The sequence below is a fragment of the Ruegeria sp. BE9 genome (genome assembly GCF_056538765.1).
The window spans coordinates 268,941-286,498 of sequence record NZ_JBQFTS010000003.1 but is presented as its reverse complement, the minus strand read 5'-3'; the positions used below and the strand labels follow the sequence as shown (position 1 = coordinate 286,498).

The 17,558-nt window shown below is 55.4% G+C and carries 19 protein-coding genes; 9 read left to right on the top strand and 10 right to left on the bottom strand.

Features of this window, described 5'->3' with window-relative positions; all coding sequences use genetic code 11:
- Positions 1-43 precede the first annotated feature (43 nt).
- The gene (locus ACR0EO_RS12315; protein WP_480690278.1) at positions 44-811 is read right to left on the bottom strand and encodes a glycerophosphodiester phosphodiesterase family protein; all 768 of its coding nucleotides are present in this window, start codon (positions 809-811) and stop codon (positions 44-46) included.
- On the bottom strand, positions 808-1,263 hold the full coding sequence (locus ACR0EO_RS12310; RefSeq protein WP_480690276.1) for a RidA family protein: 456 nt from the start codon (positions 1,261-1,263) through the stop codon (positions 808-810). Before ACR0EO_RS12310 ends, ACR0EO_RS12315 begins: the two co-directional genes overlap by 4 nt.
- Before the next feature lie 337 nt (positions 1,264-1,600).
- Here ACR0EO_RS12310 and ACR0EO_RS12305 point away from each other — a divergent pair, with 337 nt between their 5' ends.
- A complete protein-coding gene (locus ACR0EO_RS12305) occupies positions 1,601-2,371 on the top strand; it encodes an MlaA family lipoprotein (RefSeq protein ID WP_480690445.1) in 771 nt (256 codons plus the stop codon).
- Positions 2,361-2,969 (top strand): MlaC/ttg2D family ABC transporter substrate-binding protein, encoded by a 609-nt coding sequence (locus tag ACR0EO_RS12300; RefSeq protein ID WP_480690274.1) that lies wholly within the window; start codon positions 2,361-2,363, stop codon positions 2,967-2,969. Before ACR0EO_RS12305 ends, ACR0EO_RS12300 begins: the two co-directional genes overlap by 11 nt.
- Before the next feature lie 57 nt (positions 2,970-3,026).
- Here ACR0EO_RS12300 and ACR0EO_RS12295 read toward each other — a convergent pair whose 3' ends face one another.
- From ACR0EO_RS12295 to ACR0EO_RS12280, 4 genes are read right to left on the bottom strand one after another with little or no spacing between them, the layout of a single operon-like run.
- Entirely contained in the window at positions 3,027-4,124 is a 1,098-nt protein-coding gene (locus ACR0EO_RS12295; RefSeq protein WP_480690272.1) for an ABC transporter ATP-binding protein, read from the bottom strand.
- A gap of 5 nt (positions 4,125-4,129) precedes the next feature.
- Positions 4,130-5,029, bottom strand: coding sequence for a carbohydrate ABC transporter permease (locus ACR0EO_RS12290; protein ID WP_480690270.1), 900 nt, complete (start codon positions 5,027-5,029; stop codon positions 4,130-4,132).
- Entirely contained in the window at positions 5,022-5,894 is an 873-nt protein-coding gene (locus ACR0EO_RS12285; RefSeq protein ID WP_475211875.1) for a carbohydrate ABC transporter permease, read from the bottom strand. The genes ACR0EO_RS12290 and ACR0EO_RS12285 overlap by 8 nt, the downstream gene beginning before the upstream one ends.
- A 60-nt stretch (positions 5,895-5,954) precedes the next feature.
- Positions 5,955-7,199: an ABC transporter substrate-binding protein gene (locus ACR0EO_RS12280; protein ID WP_480690267.1), complete on the bottom strand. Its 1,245-nt coding sequence runs from the start codon at positions 7,197-7,199 to the stop codon at positions 5,955-5,957.
- Positions 7,200-7,418: 219 nt separating this feature from the next.
- Here ACR0EO_RS12280 and ACR0EO_RS12275 point away from each other — a divergent pair, with 219 nt between their 5' ends.
- Positions 7,419-8,156: a response regulator transcription factor gene (locus ACR0EO_RS12275; RefSeq protein WP_480690265.1), complete on the top strand. Its 738-nt coding sequence runs from the start codon at positions 7,419-7,421 to the stop codon at positions 8,154-8,156.
- Entirely contained in the window at positions 8,153-9,604 is a 1,452-nt protein-coding gene (locus ACR0EO_RS12270; protein ID WP_480690263.1) for a sensor histidine kinase, read from the top strand. Before ACR0EO_RS12275 ends, ACR0EO_RS12270 begins: the two co-directional genes overlap by 4 nt.
- A gap of 4 nt (positions 9,605-9,608) precedes the next feature.
- On the opposite strand, the gene fliP is transcribed toward ACR0EO_RS12270, so the two are convergent.
- Genes fliP through fliF form a run of 4 tightly spaced genes read right to left on the bottom strand, consistent with a single transcriptional unit; the run spans position 9,609 to position 12,805 of the window.
- Positions 9,609-10,340: a flagellar type III secretion system pore protein FliP gene (gene fliP / locus ACR0EO_RS12265; protein ID WP_480690261.1), complete on the bottom strand. Its 732-nt coding sequence runs from the start codon at positions 10,338-10,340 to the stop codon at positions 9,609-9,611.
- Positions 10,340-10,627: a FliM/FliN family flagellar motor switch protein gene (locus ACR0EO_RS12260; protein WP_480690260.1), complete on the bottom strand. Its 288-nt coding sequence runs from the start codon at positions 10,625-10,627 to the stop codon at positions 10,340-10,342. The genes fliP and ACR0EO_RS12260 overlap by 1 nt, the downstream gene beginning before the upstream one ends.
- On the bottom strand, positions 10,620-11,216 hold the full coding sequence (locus ACR0EO_RS12255; RefSeq protein ID WP_480690258.1) for a FliH/SctL family protein: 597 nt from the start codon (positions 11,214-11,216) through the stop codon (positions 10,620-10,622). The genes ACR0EO_RS12260 and ACR0EO_RS12255 overlap by 8 nt, the downstream gene beginning before the upstream one ends.
- Complete coding sequence (gene fliF, locus ACR0EO_RS12250) at positions 11,216-12,805, bottom strand: flagellar basal-body MS-ring/collar protein FliF (protein ID WP_480690256.1); 1,590 nt, start codon at positions 12,803-12,805, stop codon at positions 11,216-11,218. Before fliF ends, ACR0EO_RS12255 begins: the two co-directional genes overlap by 1 nt.
- A 119-nt stretch (positions 12,806-12,924) precedes the next feature.
- Here fliF and ACR0EO_RS12245 point away from each other — a divergent pair, with 119 nt between their 5' ends.
- The 5 genes from ACR0EO_RS12245 to ACR0EO_RS12225 are packed head-to-tail and all read left to right on the top strand — an operon-like array spanning position 12,925 to position 17,551.
- Entirely contained in the window at positions 12,925-13,422 is a 498-nt protein-coding gene (locus ACR0EO_RS12245) for a flagellar basal body-associated FliL family protein (protein ID WP_480690255.1), read from the top strand.
- 9 nt (positions 13,423-13,431) lie between these two features.
- On the top strand, positions 13,432-13,926 hold the full coding sequence (locus ACR0EO_RS12240; RefSeq protein WP_480690253.1) for a hypothetical protein: 495 nt from the start codon (positions 13,432-13,434) through the stop codon (positions 13,924-13,926).
- Entirely contained in the window at positions 13,923-14,498 is a 576-nt protein-coding gene (locus ACR0EO_RS12235) for a MotE family protein (RefSeq protein WP_480690251.1), read from the top strand. Before ACR0EO_RS12240 ends, ACR0EO_RS12235 begins: the two co-directional genes overlap by 4 nt.
- A gap of 42 nt (positions 14,499-14,540) precedes the next feature.
- Positions 14,541-15,410, top strand: coding sequence for a flagellar motor stator protein MotA (gene motA, locus ACR0EO_RS12230; protein WP_480690249.1), 870 nt, complete (start codon positions 14,541-14,543; stop codon positions 15,408-15,410).
- The gene (locus ACR0EO_RS12225; RefSeq protein WP_480690247.1) at positions 15,407-17,551 is read left to right on the top strand and encodes a hypothetical protein; all 2,145 of its coding nucleotides are present in this window, start codon (positions 15,407-15,409) and stop codon (positions 17,549-17,551) included. Before motA ends, ACR0EO_RS12225 begins: the two co-directional genes overlap by 4 nt.
- The last annotated feature ends 7 nt before the right edge of the window (positions 17,552-17,558 follow it).

Here is a 17,558-nt window from a genome sequence, read left to right as displayed (position 1 = left end):
GCCCTCCGCGTCTGATCTTTATCTGTGACGGTAGGGGATCGGTTCAACCCGGATGAGGGGCCAAATACCCTTCAAAGGTCACATTATCGGCAACCTCACGCGCGTGTGCCTCTTGTTCGGGCGACCGTACAGTCCAGCACAGAATTGGCACGCCGCGCGACTTCAGCTCGGCCACTCGGGGCCGGGAAAGGTCGGCCACTTCATGACTGATAAAGCTGGCCCCAACACGATCAAAATCGGGAATATCGCGCAAATGATCGCAAACGGTCTGCGGCAATAGCTCGACCTTGGGTTTGTAAGAACACGTCACGATGCCTCGCGGCAGGTTCGGTGCAAGACGGGCGATCTCTGCCACAGAATTGGGGTTGAATGACATCAACGCTACGGGACCGTCATAACTCTGCAACGCCCGCACCGCATCCGCCTCAAGCGGACCGACACGTGTGCCCATCGCTCCGTCCTGATCCTTGAACTCGATCAGAAGCGGAACTTTTCCAGCCACCATCTCCAGAACCTCATCCAACGTCGGAATCCCGTCATCGGCATGCAAAAGCTGTGTGGCCTGCGCCTGCAATGATGAAATCTGCTGAATTGGGCCAGACTGACCTGTCAGGCGCGCCATGTCATAGTCATGAAACACCATCGCCCGGTGGTCAGAGGTCAATTGCAAGTCAATTTCGATCCCATAGCCGGCATCGATCGCGGCACGAATAGCCGCCCGGCTGTTTTCCGGGCGGTTGTCCGAGAGGTCATGCAACGCCCGATGCGCAATCGGGGTTTGCAGGAATACGGATGGCAGAGAAGGCGTCATTGAACCTCGAAGATGCCTTCGATTTCGACAGCCACACCGAGTGGCAACGCCGCGGCACTAACGGCCGAACGAGAATGGCGACCCGCCTCACCCAGCGCTTCGACCAGAAAATCAGAAGCACCATTGATCACCTGGGGTTGCGCCGTGAAATCAGCGGTCGAGTTCACAAATCCGGTCAGCTTAATCACCCGGACCAGTTTGTCGATGTCACCACCGCAGGCGGCTTTGACCTGTGCCAGTAGGTTGATCGCGCAGACCTTTGCAGCAGCCGCGCCAGCCTCGACCTCCATGTCGTCACCCAGCTTGCCGGTGATCAGGTCTTCGTCTTTGGAAATCTGTCCCGAAACGTACACAATGTTGCCTACGCGCACGAAAGGCACATAGTTAGCCGCCGGTGCCGGCGCATCCGGCAGAGTGACGCCCAGACTTTCCAGTTTAGCTGCGATGCTCATTAGGTAACCTCCCAAACTTGAGTCGGCGCGAAGCTAACCGGGATGTCCGGTTTCGGAAAGTGCGAAAAAGATGGCGCAGCCTGCGCAGAGTATTGGCATAACTCTTCTTATTCCGAACAGTTGAACTTACGTCACTTTACCTCTGCCCATCGGGCGGGTTAAACGCTAGCTGTTTCATATTGGTTGTGAAACGGCTATGTGACATCGGATTGGGCCGCGCGACGCGACCACAGGCAGTATTGATTAAGTGTTCGGGAAAACTAGTTCCGAACGGTTTGGAGTGGCGAAGACCGTGTTGAGCAGAATCAGCTTGAAACCCCTGATCCTTCTGTCCCTGATGACAGTCCTAAGCGCCTGTGCCACGCGACCTCCGGAAGGCACACCACCAAACGAGGTGTTCGATCCATACGAGAACGCCAACCGGGGCATTCACAAGTTCAACCTAGGTGTTGACCGGTTTCTGTTTCGCCCAGCCTCAAAGGGTTACGTCCAGATCGTGCCCGAGCCGATGGTGACAAGCTTTAACCATTTCGCTGAAAACCTGACGATGCCCGGGCAGGCTTTGGACTATTTGTTGCAGGGCAATATCAAACAATCCGGCAATGCTTTGCTACGGTTTGTGGTCAATACTACGGTAGGCGGTTTGGGCCTATCTGACCCCGCCGCCGAGTTGAACCTGCCGCCGGTAGATACCGATTTCGGCGAGACCCTACATGTATGGGGTGTTGGCGAGGGCGCTTATGTCGAACTGCCCTTCTACGGCCCCTCAACACAGCGGGATTCGATTGGCGTTATCGTCAACCTGTTCTCGAACCCGATCAATTTCAGCCCGGTGCGCCCGGTCGACAACATAGGTGTTTACGCCGAAGTTGTGCGCCGGATGGGCGACCGGGGCCGGTTCTCGGATACGGTGGATTCGATTCTTTATGAAAGTGCCGACAGCTATGCGCAGGCACAGACAATTTATATCCAAAATCGCCGCTTCGAACTGGCACGCGATGACGAGGACGCCTATCTGGGTCTGTATGATGACCCATATGCCGAAACCGGGACCGACCCTGTCAGGGACCCCTACCTAGACCCCTACGAGGACCCATATGCAGAATAATCATTTGAATAGACGCGGATTTATCGCCACCGGGTTGGCCGGGATTATGATGACCGCCCTTCCCGCCTTTGCCCAAACTGAGGCAAGCGCCAAAGCACTGGTTGTCAGCGTTGTTGACGACATCAATCGCGTGATTGCCTCGGGCAAGTCCGAAAAGGCGATGATCCGGGATTTCGAAAAGATCTTCGTCCAGTATGCAGACGTGCCGATTATGGCGCGTTATGTGCTGGGGGCCGATGGGCGTTCAGCCAGCCCGTCGCAGATCAAACAGTTCACCAGAGCGTTTCAGGGCTATATCTCGAACAAATATGGGCGTCGTTTCCGCGAATTCATCGGCGGTCAGGTTACAGTCCGCAATGCGCGCAAGATCAAAGCGGGATACGAGGTGCGCACTTCGGTAAAACTGCAGGGCTCGTCACCGTTCGAGGTAACCTTCCTTGTTTCGGACAAATCGGGCCGCGACAAGTTCTTCAACATGTTCATCGAAGGTGTGAATATGCTGCTGACCGAGCGCACCGAGATTGGCGCGATGCTTGATGCTCGTGGCGGTGACCTGAACCGCTTGATCAAGGACATGAAGCAGAACAAGGTTAGCTGAACCAGTCCACGGCTTACAAAAAAGCGCCGCGCAGGTAACTGCACGGCGCTTTTCTTTTTAGTTCAACCGCTCGCCGGTTTCTTTGGCAAAGTAGGATACTTTGCTCATGTCAAAGGCAAGATTGAGCATCTTGCCCGCCTGTGCGCTGGTTTCTGCGTGCAAGCGTGCGGTGACCTGCTTTCCACCTAATTCTGAAACCACATAGGTGTCCGCGCCCGCGGGTTCGACCATATCCACCATGCATTCCGCCTCTTGCACGCCGGCACCGGCGCGGAAGCCCGCCTCGGCGATATCTTCAGGACGCAGACCAAGGATCACGTCCTGCGGCAGTGACAAGTCGCGGGAATCTTTCAGCACCAGCGTCTCACCGGTTTCACGCGCAATAGCGATCTCTGTGCCGGTACCGTTCTTTTTGGCCTGAGCCGGGATCAGGTTCATCGCCGGCGAACCCATAAAGTCTGCCACGAACAGGTTGGCCGGGTTGTTGTAGATCTCAGCCGGCGTACCAATCTGCTGCACGATCCCGCCTTTCAGGACAACAATCTTAGTCGCAAGTGTCATCGCCTCGATCTGGTCGTGGGTAACGTAGACGATGGACGCATCCAGCGTCTGGTGCAGCTTTTTGATCTCAGTCCGCATCTCGACCCGCAATTTGGCGTCAAGGTTAGACAAAGGCTCGTCGAACAGAAACAGTTTGGGATCGCGTACCAGCGCCCGGCCCATTGCAACACGCTGGCGCTGACCACCGGATAGCTGGCTGGGTCGGCGGTTCAGAAGAGGTTCAATCTGCAAAAGCGACGCGACCTCCTTCAGCTTGGCATCCTGCGTCGCCTGATCGACCCCGCGCACCTTCATGCCGAAGGTGATGTTCTTGGCCACGGTCATGGTCGGATAGAGCGCGTAAGACTGGAACACCATCGCGATGTCGCGGTCCTTGGGGCTGACATGGGTCATGTCGTTGCCACCAATGGACAGGGTGCCGCCGGTGATTTCCTCTAGCCCTGCGATGCAATTCAACAGGGTCGACTTACCGCAGCCCGAGGGGCCAACGAGCACCAGAAAATCGCCCGGTTCAATCGAGATGTTGATGTCCTTCAAAATCTCGGTCGCGCCGTAATTCTTGTAGAGTTTATTGATATCAAGGATGGGAGCCATGGGTCTTATCCCTTCACTGAGCCAGCGGTCAGACCGCGGATGAAATACTTACCGGCGACGACATAGACGAGCAGCGTCGGCAGACCCGCGATGATCGCGGCAGCCATGTCGACGTTGTACTCTTTTACGCCAGTGGTGGAGTTTACGATGTTGTTAAGCGCAACGGTCACGGGTTGCGTGCCCGCCTGGCTGAACGACACGCCGAACAGGAAGTCGTTCCAAATCTGGGTGAACTGCCAGATGACAGTCACCACGATGATAGGCAGCGACAGCGGCAGGAAGATCGACCAGAAGATCCGGAAGAACCCGGCACCATCCACCCGCGCAGCCTTGGTCAGTTCGGCCGGAATGGTGACATAGTAGTTGCGGAAAAACAGCGTGGTGAAGCCCAGCCCGTAGATCACGTGGACAAAGATCAGGCCGGGAATGGTTCCGGCAATGCCCATCATGCCAAGCAAACGCGCCATCGGCAGCAGAACAACCTGAAACGGAATGAAGCAACCAAACAGCATCAGCGAAAAGATGATGTTGGCACCTTTGAACCGCCACTGCGCCACGACATAACCATTCAGCGCACCCAGCAGTGTCGAGATGGCCACTGCGGGCACCGCAATCAGGACCGAGTTCCAGAAATAGGGTTGCAGACCCTCGCACTGGATACCGGTACAGGCACCGGACCATGCCGTTTTCCAAGCATCAAAGCTAACCTCACGCGGCAGCGAGATCAGGCTGCCTGTACGGATTTCCTCAAGGCTTTTCAGCGATGTGGTCAACATCACGAATAGCGGCATCAGGTAATACAGCGCGAACAGGCCCAGCAGGACGTAAAGCAGCCAACGCAGGGCAATCTTGCCAGTGGCACTTTGGGTTCGGGTTTCGGTATGAGGCATCGAAATATCAGTCATTTTTCGCCCTCAGTTCTGAGTAAAGGTAAGGAACCACGATGGCAAAGACGACCAGCATCATGATCATCGCGGATGAAGCCGCCTGACCGATATCGCCGCGCGAAAAGGCCATTGCGTACATGTAGGTTGCCGGCAGGTCGGTCGCGTAACCCGGACCGCCACCCGTCAGGGCGATGACAAGGTCAAAGCTCTTGATCGCGAGGTGCGCCAGCACGATGAAGGCGGACAGGAAGATCGGAGCCATCGAGGGGATGATGATCGCCGTATAGATGCGCCATGTTGGGATACCATCGACCTGTGCAGCCTTGATGATCTCACCATCTACTGACCGCAGGCCAGCAAGGAACAGCGCCATGACGAAGCCCGAACTCTGCCAGATCGCGGCCATCACGATGGTGTAAATGGCGTAATCCGGGTTCACCAGCCAATCGAATTCGAAGTTTGTGAAACCCCAGCCCTGCACCATGGATTCAATGCCCAGACCCGGGTTCAAAATCCATTTCCATGCGGTGCCGGTTACGATCATCGACAGCGCCATCGGATACAGGTAGATCGTCCGAATGGCCCCTTCGACGCGGATCTTCTGATCCAGCAGAATGGCCAGTAGCAGACCCAGAACCATCGCGATTACGATGAACAGGGTACCGAACAGGTAAAGGTTGTTGATTGCCGTATCCCAGCGGGGCGAGTCAAACAGGCGTTCATACTGGATGAATCCTTTGATCTCGTATTTAGGCAACAGTTTCGATCGGGTCAGCGACACCCAAGCCGTCCATCCGATAAAGCCGTAGACAAAAATCAATACGGCAATGAACGACGGTGCCAGCACCACCTTGGGCAGGTGGTTTTCCAGCCATTCGGACATTTTTTCCTCCGGGAGAAAAGATGCTCTGCCCCTCAGTATAGGGGGCAGAGCAGATTCGGATCAGTAGCTATTGGCTACCGCGTCCGCCAGTTGCTGAACTGCGTCAGCTGAGGACATTTCCGAGTTAAAGTGAGCGGTCACAACATCAGTGATCGCGCCGGACTGCGCACCGCGCAGTGCCATACCATGTGCATAGGACGGAAGCAGCGAGCCAGCGGCCGAAGTCGAGCCCATATCTTCGGCCGACAGGTTGGCGCAGATGTCAAAGTCATCCAGCGCTACATCGGTACGCGCAGGGATCGAACCTTTGTTCAGGTTGAACACCTTCTGGAAGTTCGGTGCCACGATCAGCTTGGCCAGCAGGTCCTGACCGGCTTTTTTGTCGTCACCTTCGACGTCGAACATGGCAAAGCTGTCTACGTTGTACAGATAGCCGTCACCTGGGGTCGAAGCGCACAGGAAGTCTTCACCGGGCTTTTTACCCGCCGCCAGGAACTCACCTTTGGCCCAGTCACCCATGATTTGGAACGCGGCTTCGCCGTTCATGACCATCGCGGTCGCAAGGTTCCAGTCACGGCCCGAGAAATTCTCGTCCACGTAACCGCGCATCGTACGCATCTGGTCGAAAACCTGAACCATTGTGTCCGAGGTCAGTGCTTCGGGGTCCAGATCAACCAGCGCTTTCTGGTAGAACTCGGGGCCACCGATGCCCAGTACAACAGCTTCGAATACGGTGGCGTCCTGCCAGGCCTGACCACCATGGGCCAGCGGGATAACACCAGAGTCCATCAGTTTGGTGGCCGCAGTGTTGAACTCATCCCAAGTGGTTGGCATCTCGATGCCGTTGGCAGCCAGAACGTCGGCATTAGCCCAAATCCAGTCGACACGGTGGACGTTCACAGGTGCGGCACACCATGTACCTTCACACTTCATGTGGCCCGCAATCGAAGCAGGCAGAACGTCGGCCCAGCCTTCGGCCTCGGCGACCGAAGAGATGTCGGCCAATACACCCTCTTCATACCATTCCTGAATGGCGGGGCCTTTCAGCTGAACTGCGGTCGGAGCATTACCGGCCAGAACACGGGCGCGCAGTGCAGTCATGGCCGCGTCACCGCCACCACCAGCAACCGGCATATCCGTCCACGTGCCGCCATTCGAGGCAAACTCTTCCTGCAGAACGGCAACCGACTTGGCCTCACCGCCCGAGGTCCACCAGTGCAGCACTTCGGCTTGCGGATCAGCCAATACCGACGACCCGGCCACAACGGCCAAAGTCGAGACGGTGGCGAGTGCAAATTGTTTCATTTCTTGTCTCCTCCCTAGAGAATTCAGTGACTGCAAACGCAGCGATGCCAGCCATACTGCGGTCAGATCCCCGTCTGGCAACGTTTAATCAGGGGTAAATCCCTGCGGCCTCCCAAATTTTCACCGCTTTTGTTACAGCGTGTTACGTTGACATTGAATCTGTTTCCGTTCGTTACAATGGAAGATGTTGGAGGAGCAGAAATTGGGAGGACGAACCGCGTGAGCATTCCGCGACTTTTGGTGGTGGATGACGACCCAGAGATGCGGTCGATGATGACTCAGTTCCTGCAACAGAACGGATTCATCGCCCTGCCCGCCAGTTCAGAAAACGAAATTCGATCGCACCTGACCTCTGGGCGGATTGACCTGATCCTGCTGGATGTGATGCTCGGGGATGAGAACGGAGTGGACATCTGCGCCCGCCTGCGGACCGAACAAGATGTGCCGATCATACTCGTCTCGGCTCTTTCGGCTGATCATCAACGCATGGCAGGGTACGAGGTCGGCGCGGATGACTACATCGCCAAGCCATTTAATCCACAGCTGTTGCTAGCCCGGGTTCGCGCGGTGATGCAGCGCGCGCGACGTACTCCGTCACTGGCCTATCGCCGCCGCACACGCAGCTTTCGATTCAACAACTGGTCTTATGACGGTAAACGGGATGAGGTGCATTCTCCCGAAGGCTATCTGGTTCCATTGTCTCAACGGGAAACCGCACTGCTCAAAGTTCTGCTGGCCAATCCCCATATTCCACTGACCCGGGACGAGATCGCCGCCGCACTCGATGTCACCGGAAGCGCCGATAAGCCCGAAGCGCAGGGCCGAGCCATCGATATGTTGGTCGGACGATTGCGCTCAAAGATCGAGGCCAACCCGAAAGATCCCCAAATGCTACGGACAGAGCGTGGGGTCGGTTATGTCTTTGCAGCTGAGATAACCGTGGAAGAGGACGCATGAAAGCGCGTGCGCCGCGCCTCCGTAGTCTGGGTTGGATCTGGACCGGCGCGGCCTTTGCGTCGGGCTTGTTATCCGCAGGGTTGTGGTTTGCATCCGCGCGCGCTTGGGACGACTTTCTGACCCGCTCTTTTGTCGCCGGGTTCTCGGTCTACGAAGACCTTCGGATTGGGTTGCCCCCTCCGCCGGGCGTTACAATTACACCTTTAACTCCAGAGGCTGCGAAATTGGCCGATGCCGGACAGTTTGAACAATTGCCGGGCCTATCGGATCGCAGTTTCGTCACCAATCTATCAATTCTGACTGACAACACCGCACCCCTGACTGGGCGTGAATTGACGCTGGCGGTCATGTCCGACCGGCTGGTCTATCCAGTTTCAGATATCCTGTCGCATATCGACCAGACTGGGGCCGAAAAGATGGGGAATCTGACCCGCCTACTGGCAACGTACTGCAGTGAACCAATCCTGATTGCGCAGTTTGGTCTCAACAACTGGCAGCGAGTGGACGGCACCGAAATCTGGGGCTGCAAGGCCGCACCCGCCGACTTGCGGTTGCCCGCCATTCTGGCCGCGATTGTGGCGCTGGCAGTCATACTGACCTCCGTCGGCAATGTCTCGGATACCTTCACCCGGTTTTCGAACGCGTTGCGCGAGCGAAAGCGCCGCGGTGGACCAAACAGTTATGACGCCGACGGCCCATTGGAACTGCGTGAAATCGTTTCAGCTGTTAATGACCATTTGGATGCTGAGCGGGCACAACTGGAAAAACGCGCCACCGTTTTGTCGGGCGTCAGCCATGATCTCGGAACGCCCGCGACCCGAGTTCGCCTGCGTGCGGCATTGATCCATGATGACGAACTTCGGGAAAAGCTTGAGGCCGACGTAGATCAGATGACAGGCATGATCGAAAGCGTGCTGACCTACACGCGTTCTGAGCTCAGCGTCGAAGAACCCTGCCAGATTTCATTGACCGCACTGGTCGAGTCTCTGGTCGCCGACTATCAAGACATGGACCTTCCTGTGACATTTAAGAAGATCGCTCCGGTCGCGGTCGAAGGCGCTCCGTCCGTTTTTATGTCACGACGAGGACAAGGAGTATTGCCTGAAACTCGTCGTATGTTGGTTATGGGGCGCCCAATTGCGCTGAAACGCGCTTTGACAAACCTGATCGACAACGCGTTGAAATATGGCCGCCACGCCGAAGTGCAGTTGGAAACCGATGCGCGTATGGCCACCATTACTGTAGAAGATAAAGGCGCCGATTTATCCGTCTCTGATATCGAAGCGCTTATGGCTCCGTTCCGGCGCGGTTCCAACACAGGGTCTTCCGACGGGTTCGGCCTTGGCCTGACCATCGTCGCCACAATTGCCGAACAGCATGGCGGCACGCTGAGCTTTCAGGCCGGGGATCAAGGCCTGCGCGCTCAGCTTCAAATCGCGCGGCAATGATGGCTCAGGTCATATAGCTGCGCACCAGCGCACCAGCGATCAGTGACCAACCATCCGCGATGACAAAAAAGGCAAGCTTGAACGGCAGTGATACGGTCGCAGGTGGTACCATCATCATCCCCATCGACATCAAAACCGCTGCGACAACCAGATCGATGATAAGAAACGGCAGGAAGATTAAAAATCCGATCTGAAAGGCGCGGGCAATTTCAGACAGCATGAAAGACGGCATCAGGATGGACAACGGTGCCTCGGGCGTCAGGGCCGTAGCATAGCCACCCGGTCGCAACGCTGCCATGGCGTGAAAAGTGTCGGGGTCCAAGCGCGCGGCCATGAAAGCTCGGAATGGTTGGACCGCGAGTTGTAATGCTGGCTCAACATCCATCGTTTCCTCGACCATAGGTTTGATACCGGTCGTCCAAGCCTCGGTAAAAACCGGCTCCATGATAAAGTAGGTCAAGAACATCGCCAGGCTGACAATCAGCATGTTAGGTGGCGATTGCTGCAAACCGATACCTTGTCGCAAGATGGCCAGAACGGTGATCAAAAATGGAAAGCAGGTCACCATGATCGCCAACCCCGGCGCAAGGCTGAGGACCGTGATCAAAAGGATCAGCTGGATAGTCCTCGCCGAAATCGAGCCACCATCCCCCATAGACACCGACAGCTCTTGTGCTGCGGCCAGAGATGGAGACAGTGTCGCAAGTGTGACGACCAGCCAAGGCAGGTAACGCATCAACCAATCCCGTTCTGCAAATCCGCGATTTCGGTCAGTCGAACTGCAAGCTGACCTGCCTGATCACCTTCCATCTCTTCCAACAGACCCCGCGCGACAAGACGATCTCCGACATACAGATCAACCGGATCCTCTATCCGTTTGTCCAAGGTCAGCACTGCATTTTCACCCATGCTCAAGAGATCGCGGATCAATGGGCGCGCTCGACCGACTGAGACCGTAACTTCGATCGGAACGGCTTCGAAAGGGTTGGTTTTTTCGGATTTCAAAGTCTGCTGGTCATTCATGGTTCAATGCCTCTTTTGCCTCAAAAACATATGCGTCGAACGCCTCGGAGACTGAGGCAAGCAGCCCGGTGCAATCTACTTCGCGCTGAGATGTGCCAACCTGCAGTCTTGCCTGCGCGGGTTGCAGCGACGGGTCTTCAATGACGCGGGTGGGCGTTGACAGAGACTGCGGCAACAGCGCTTCGACGTCTGCCGCTCGCCCTGCGGGTACAAAAATTTGCATCGGCTGAGCGACTTCTTCACGCGCCATGTCCGAAAGCTGTTCTATCAACCGTGTAGCAAAGCCCTGATCTAAAGTTTCGGGCAAAACAACGCTGACCAGACTTTGGAACATTGGCTCCAACGAAAGAGTCATTCGAGTAATTGCTTCGTGATAGGTGAAGGACATATCCTCAAGCGACTTAGCTAAGTCTTCCGCGATCTGTCCCCGACTTTGTTCTTGCGCCTGAACCGCGTCTTCCCAACCTGCGCTGTAGCCTTGCTCAAAAGCAGCCAAGCGTTGTTCCTCTAACGCGTCTTCATCCAGCAAATGCAACTTGCTTCCGCCTGCCTGCAAAGTGAAGTCTTCAAGAAGATGAGCAATCGACATCAAACACGCTCCTCACCTTCTTGCAGCCAGCTGCGCAGAATCTCGACGGTCTCTTCTTGTTTTTCACCGATCATCGAACGCAATCGATCTACAGGATCTTCGCTGACTGGTCCGTTTAGTGCGGAGAGATCGTCAATCGGAACCTGCCCCGGCAAAGGCATGAAAGGCTCGTCACCTTCCAACGCGATTTCTCCGGTTAGAAAGGAATCGGGATCAGAAGATGAGTCTGCTGGTAACAAAGCCGGAGCCGCTGCAGGTTTCATCAGGATTGGACGTACTACGAACAAGCCCAGAATTAGCGAGACGATTGCCAGAACTGCCATCTGAATTAGGGACATCGCGTCGAAATGGACCTTTTGCCAGATTGAGGACGACACAAGGGTGCCTTGTGGCTCAACCACTGGCAGGTCCATCGATTTGAGGGTGATGACATCCCCGCGTTCCGGATCGAAGCCCACGGCCGAGGCGACAAGTTCTTTCAGAGCATCCATTTCCGCCTCGGGCATCGGCACAAAGGTCTCAGCCCCCGCCGTATCAGTCGCACGTGTCCCGTTCACCAGAACTGCAACCGTCAAGCGTTTGATTGCTCCTGGCGCGTTGTGCACTTCAAGCTCAGTCTCGGAGACCTCATAGTTCACCCGCTCGCGTGTTTGAGTCGCATTTGAATTTGATTCATCCCCACCTGCGCCATCACCATCCGGCAGGTTCGACGCCACAGTGACGTCCGAAGACTGGTTTCTGGCACTGTCCGAACGTTCTTCAGATTCGGTACTGATGGCGACGCGGCCATTAGGATCAAAGCGGCGCTCTCGAATGGACTCAGTCTTGGTAACAGTGTCCACGCTGACCTCGACGACAGCATTGCCTGCCCCGACACGAGCCTCGATCAATCGCAAAACTCTTTCACGTAACTGACGCGCTTTGTCATCTGCTGTATCGGAAGCCACAGCGGTTTCCTGCGCTCCGATGACGGATCCGTTTGCGTCTATGACGGCAACATTTTCCGGCGCTAAACCACTCACGGCAGAGGCTACGAGAAACCGGATTGCCTTAGCTTGATCAGACGTGATCTGCGCGCCCGACGGGACCAAATATACCGACGCGGTCGGAGCCACACTGCGCTGAAACGGATTGGTTGAACCGTTGGCAATATGGACCCGAGCCTGACTGACGTGAGGGCTACCGACGATCGTTCGCGCAAGCTCGCCTTCTTTTGCACGCCAATAGGCGGCATCAAACATCTGCGACGTAGTGCCAAAACCACTAAGTGAATCCAGCAGTTCGTAACCCCGATTCCCATTTGCGGGCAGGCCTTCGCTGGCCAATGTCATTCGCAGCTCATCCCGCTGCGATCCAGGTACATAAATTGACCCGCCACGGATCTCATACTGGACGCCGCGCTGATCCAGCGAACGAACGATATCCCCCGCCGCGCCGCTTTCCAGCCCGGCATAAAGCAGGGTCATTGATGGCGCTGTCACCAGGCGCGACATCGCAAGAACCCCAAGAAACACCAGCACAACTGCACCAGCGACGATAATTTGTTTACGCCTGTCCAAACTTGCCCAGACAGTTCCGATCTGCTGCACGCTCACCTCCGACTCGCCGACATTCTGCCCGGCGCATCCCCTGTTTGGACGATTGCCCTTAACAATCGGTTAGTCCCTGCCGGGTTATGACGATTGCAGAACGGACAAATGAGGACGTCATGACTGACGCGACTGCAGAACAGGCAGAAGTCCCTGATAAATTGGGGAAAAAATTGATGATCATTGGAGGGATTCTCGCTTTGGCAGGAGCCGTCAGCGGCTATTTCCTGACTACATCCGGAATGCTCCCGATTGGGGGGAATCCTTCAGCTGAAAAAGCTATGGAGCAAAAGGCCAAGTCGTCCGTAAAGGCTCTGCCGCAAGTTGGATTCATCGACCTCTCGCCAGTGATCGTCTCGGTGAAAACCGGTGATTCGCGGCACCTAAAATTTCACGCCCAGCTCGAGGTGAACAAAGATTACCTCGCAGACGTCGAAAAGATGAAGCCGCGAATCATGGATGTGATGAACGGCTATCTGCGCGCGCTCGAAGTGTCGGACATCGAGGATTCTCTGGCCCTGATGCGTATCCGCGGACACCTTCTGCGACGCATTGAAATTGTCGTGGGAGAAGGCCGCGTGCGCGACGTTCTCGTGATGGAATTCGTATTGAACTAGGAGGCCAAGTTGGAGCTGATCGCTGATATTTTGCTTGTCGCTGGCGCGCTGGGTGCGGGTCTTTATTGTTTTGTGCTGTCGCGGCGGCTCAAACGTTTTACCGATTTGGAAAAGGGGGTCGGCGGTGCGGTTGCCGTTCTTTCCAAGCAGGCGGACGAACTGAAAAAATCGTTAGGTTCGGCTCGCGAAGCGTCAGACCAATCAGGGGCGGTTTTGAAAGACCTGACTGAACGGGCCGAGGCCGTCGCCAAACGCCTTGAATTGATGATGGCATCGATGCACGACGTACTTCCTCAAGAGAATGCTGTGCCTGAAACCGCAGAACCAGAGGTTGAAAGCGAGCCTGCCCTGGAACCCGAATTCGACGAAGTCGAAGTACCAGAAGAGTCAAACGAAGCGACCAAACCCCAAGAGTTTGCCTCGCCAGCCGCACCGCAGACCAAACGTAACGGCGGGTTGATGTTCTTCCGTCATGACCGCACCCCCGAAGAGGTCGCGACATGATGAGTCGATCTGCCAAAAAGCGTCCAAAGGGCGGCGTGCTTGCGGTTATTTCCATGCTGATGATCGGATCCGCAGCGATTCGACTGGGGCTGGAAGCTGGGCCTGCGCTGGCCAAGGGGGCTGAGCCGACCTTGCCTAAACCTATCGAGGCACTGACCCAACTGCCCGGGACAGACGTTCTGTTGACGGAACTTCTGCGGCGGGAAGAGAGTTTGAAAAAACGAGAGGCCGCAGCCCAAGACAAGCAAAAAGCGCTTGAGATTGCAAGCCAGGCCATCGAAACGCGCCTGACTGCACTGGTAGAAGCAGAGGAAGCCCTGCGCGAAACACTCGCATATGCAGAAAAAGCTGCGGAAACAGACCTGACTCGTCTGACCGATATTTATCAGAACATGAAACCCAAAGATGCCGCTGCTTTGTTTGAGGCGATGGATCCGACTTTTGCGGCTGGCTTTCTGTCTCGTATGCCTCCTGATGCTGCGGCGGGTGTACTGGCGGGCCTTGCCCCTGAGACCGCCTACACGATCAGCGTGGTCATGGCCGGACGCAACGCCGCAACCCCCAATGAATAAGACGTTTTTCTACACCGCGTCAGAACTTTCTGGAGATCATTCATGATCGGAATTATCGGAATTGTTATCATTTTCGCCATGGTGTTCGGCGGCTATCTGGCCGCAGGCGGCAAAATGGCTATCATTATGAAATCGCTCCCGTTTGAGATGATGATGATTGGCGGTGCTGCAGTGGGTGCTTTTCTGATCAGCAACGACATGAGCGCCGTCAAACACACCGCCAAGGATATGGGCAAAGTGTTCAAAGGGCCGAAATGGAAGCCCGAAGACTACCGCGATCTCTTGTGCCTTCTGTTTTCACTGATCCGGATCGCCAAAGCGAACCCGGTAGAGGTCGAACAACATATCGAAGACCCCGCGAACTCGTCTTTGTTCCAAGCCTACCCGAAAATTCAAGCTGACAAAGAAGCTGTGGATCTGATTTGCGACACGATGCGATCCGCATCCATGAATTACGACGATCCGCATCAGGTCGAAGAGGTTCTCGAAAAACGGATGGAGGCGAACTTCCACCACGCCATGCATTCAAGCCATGCCTTGCAAACTGTTGCAGATGGTCTTCCTGCCTTGGGCATTGTCGCGGCGGTTCTCGGCGTGATTAAGACAATGGGGTCGATCGACCAGCCACCTGAAGTACTGGGTAAACTGATCGGAGGTGCACTTGTGGGAACGTTCCTCGGAGTTTTCCTTGCCTACGGGTTGGTCGGTCCTTTCGCCGGAAAACTGAAAGCGGTGGTCGAAGAGGACAACCATTTCTATCAGTTGATCAAAGAAGTCCTTGTCGCCAATCTGCATCATCACAACGCAGCAATGTGCATCGAAGTTGGTCGCCAGAACACGCCAACACATAACCGGCCTGGCTTCACTGAGTTGGAAGATGCTCTGAAAGAACTCAAGCAGGCCGCAGCATGATCCGGTTCGCCCTTCTTGCCTCTACCTTCATTGTCGCCGCAAGCACTGCGGCAGCTCAGGAATTGACCGTTCGATCCGGTGAACATGACGGTTACACCAGATTAGTGGTTCAAATTCCCCACGACACGGGATGGGTCTTAAAACAGTCCAAGAACGGTGCGCGTCTCAGCGTTGCGCTTAAAGATGCAATCTTTCAGACAGGATCAGTATTTCAACGTCTAAACACCGATCGACTGGCGACATTGTCCCAGTCTGAGGCGGGCGCTGCTCTGGAAATGGAGTTTGGTTGTGAATGCACAGCGACTGCATTTCTTTTCAAAGACACTATGATTGTCATCGATATCGCACCCGGGACATTCCTGCCCCCAATTACCAGCGATGTACCTCCTCCGGCCTTGCCTAAGCCCCCAATCAAAAGCAACCCTTTGTCTGCAACCCAGAGTCTGGATGCACTTGAAATACCACTATTGTCTTTTAACGCGAGCGGACTGGAAGAGCAGTTGTCGACGCGTTTATTGCAGGGGGCGGATCGCGATATTGTCGACCTCAAAGTTGCGCCACTTGGTCCTAGGGCTTCTGCTATTGAACTCAACACACTGGTTCCGAGTGGTTTAGAGCAGAATATCAACGTCACCTCTATCCTGGATGGGTTGAACGGCCTTTTGGGACCGAACATTCCGCAACTTGTGCAGCAACCGAAATGCGTTTCGAACCGAGAATTAGCTTTTGCCGATTGGTCCGACCACCGCCCGTTTCATGTTCAAACAGCCGAGCTTCGTTCCGGGCTATTTCAGGAATTCGACGCCATTGATGCGGATCAAGCCCTCAAACTGGCCAAGCTCTACGCGTATTCAGGTTTCGGTGCCGAAGCGAAGCAGGCTTTGGATTTGTTGGATAAGAAAACGGCAGAAACAGACCGCATCTCCGCCATTGCCCTGTTTTTGGATAAAGGTTTAGCGCCAGATAAGAACCCATTCGCAAATCTGCAGCGTTGTGAAAGTGATGCGGCTTTGTGGGCCGCATTGACTGAAAGCCGTTTGCGGGACAACGCCTATCTGATCGCTATCGAGCAGAGTTTCGCACGCTTGCCGGATCACCTTCGTCGCCACGTCGGGCCAACACTTTCGAACATATTGGTTGAGGCCGAAGAACTGGAGGCCGCCCGCCGTATCCTACGCTCGGTCGACCGCGTGGAGCCCCAGACGAGTCCCAGCACCACTCAGGCCAAGGCTAAAGTGGCACATGCAGAAGGCAACGCGTCAAAAACCGAAGCTCTGCTGACCAATGTCATTTCTGCCTCAGACGCGGCACTCGAGGCTCCACTGGCGCTGGCGCGCCTGGTCGAAAAACGCTGGACCGAACGTGGAGCCATTTCACCGCAAGAATTGCGCTTGGCTGAATCCTACACGGTTGAGTTTCGAAGATCCGACATCGGGCCGCTCATGCAAAGAACTCAGGCCGTGGCGCTGAGCTTGGGTCAAGAGTTTGATGCGGCAATGGATTTGGCAACAAACCTATCGTTGGAAGTTGACGATGCAGAAACTCTGAACCGCGTGACTTTGGTTCTGACTGAACGGGCTGACGACACGACCTTTTTGCGACGCGTACTGAGTTTGCCCCCGCAACCGTCTCAGGCACTCGCAACTGAAACGGCAATAGCGGTTGCCGACAGGTTGGCATCGATTGGGTTTTCGAGGCACGCGCTTTTTCTAGCGAAGCGCCCACAAGACAGGATCAAACGAGGCGAGCGCGCAAGAATTCGGGCGAAAGCAGCTCTGTTGGATGAGCGCCCACATCAAGCCATCCTGGAGCTGTCCGATGACCAATCAGAGGCAGCTGTATCGTTGCGTGCCCAAGCCTTGCAGACAGTAGGAGATTTCAGTGCAGCAGGTGAATTAGTGCGCGCGAAAGGTGACGAAGATACTGCCAACAGGATGTTTTGGCTGGCTGATCTACCGAATGAAGCCAGCGACAAAAGTGACTCTAAATATGGGAATCTGGCAAAAACTACGCAAGCACTGACAAATCTGCCAACGAGATTGCCAGAAACGCCACTGGCTGATGCCGCACAGCTACTTCAGGACAGCGAAGACATGCGGCAAAGTATCGTGGATCTTTTTGCAGTACTGGAACAGAAGTGAGCGGCCC

Excerpts from the sequence above, each read along its gene's own strand:
- ACR0EO_RS12235 (WP_480690251.1), top strand. The coding sequence starts at position 13,923 with ATGATGAGTCGATCTGCCAAAAAGCGTCCAAAGGGCGGCGTGCTTGCG.
- ACR0EO_RS12300 (WP_480690274.1), top strand. The coding sequence starts at position 2,361 with ATGCAGAATAATCATTTGAATAGACGCGGATTTATCGCCACCGGGTTG.
- ACR0EO_RS12315 (WP_480690278.1), bottom strand. The coding sequence starts at position 811 with ATGACGCCTTCTCTGCCATCCGTATTCCTGCAAACCCCGATTGCGCAT.
- fliP (WP_480690261.1), bottom strand. The coding sequence starts at position 10,340 with ATGCGTTACCTGCCTTGGCTGGTCGTCACACTTGCGACACTGTCTCCA.
- motA (WP_480690249.1), top strand. The coding sequence starts at position 14,541 with ATGATCGGAATTATCGGAATTGTTATCATTTTCGCCATGGTGTTCGGC.
- ACR0EO_RS12260 (WP_480690260.1), bottom strand. The coding sequence starts at position 10,627 with ATGAATGACCAGCAGACTTTGAAATCCGAAAAAACCAACCCTTTCGAA.
- ACR0EO_RS12245 (WP_480690255.1), top strand. The coding sequence starts at position 12,925 with ATGACTGACGCGACTGCAGAACAGGCAGAAGTCCCTGATAAATTGGGG.
- ACR0EO_RS12225 (WP_480690247.1), top strand. The coding sequence starts at position 15,407 with ATGATCCGGTTCGCCCTTCTTGCCTCTACCTTCATTGTCGCCGCAAGC.
- ACR0EO_RS12310 (WP_480690276.1), bottom strand. The coding sequence starts at position 1,263 with ATGAGCATCGCAGCTAAACTGGAAAGTCTGGGCGTCACTCTGCCGGAT.
- ACR0EO_RS12285 (WP_475211875.1), bottom strand. The coding sequence starts at position 5,894 with ATGTCCGAATGGCTGGAAAACCACCTGCCCAAGGTGGTGCTGGCACCG.
- ACR0EO_RS12255 (WP_480690258.1), bottom strand. The coding sequence starts at position 11,216 with ATGTCGATTGCTCATCTTCTTGAAGACTTCACTTTGCAGGCAGGCGGA.
- ACR0EO_RS12290 (WP_480690270.1), bottom strand. The coding sequence starts at position 5,029 with ATGACTGATATTTCGATGCCTCATACCGAAACCCGAACCCAAAGTGCC.
- ACR0EO_RS12305 (WP_480690445.1), top strand. The coding sequence starts at position 1,601 with ATGACAGTCCTAAGCGCCTGTGCCACGCGACCTCCGGAAGGCACACCA.
- ACR0EO_RS12270 (WP_480690263.1), top strand. The coding sequence starts at position 8,153 with ATGAAAGCGCGTGCGCCGCGCCTCCGTAGTCTGGGTTGGATCTGGACC.
- ACR0EO_RS12280 (WP_480690267.1), bottom strand. The coding sequence starts at position 7,199 with ATGAAACAATTTGCACTCGCCACCGTCTCGACTTTGGCCGTTGTGGCC.
- ACR0EO_RS12295 (WP_480690272.1), bottom strand. The coding sequence starts at position 4,124 with ATGGCTCCCATCCTTGATATCAATAAACTCTACAAGAATTACGGCGCG.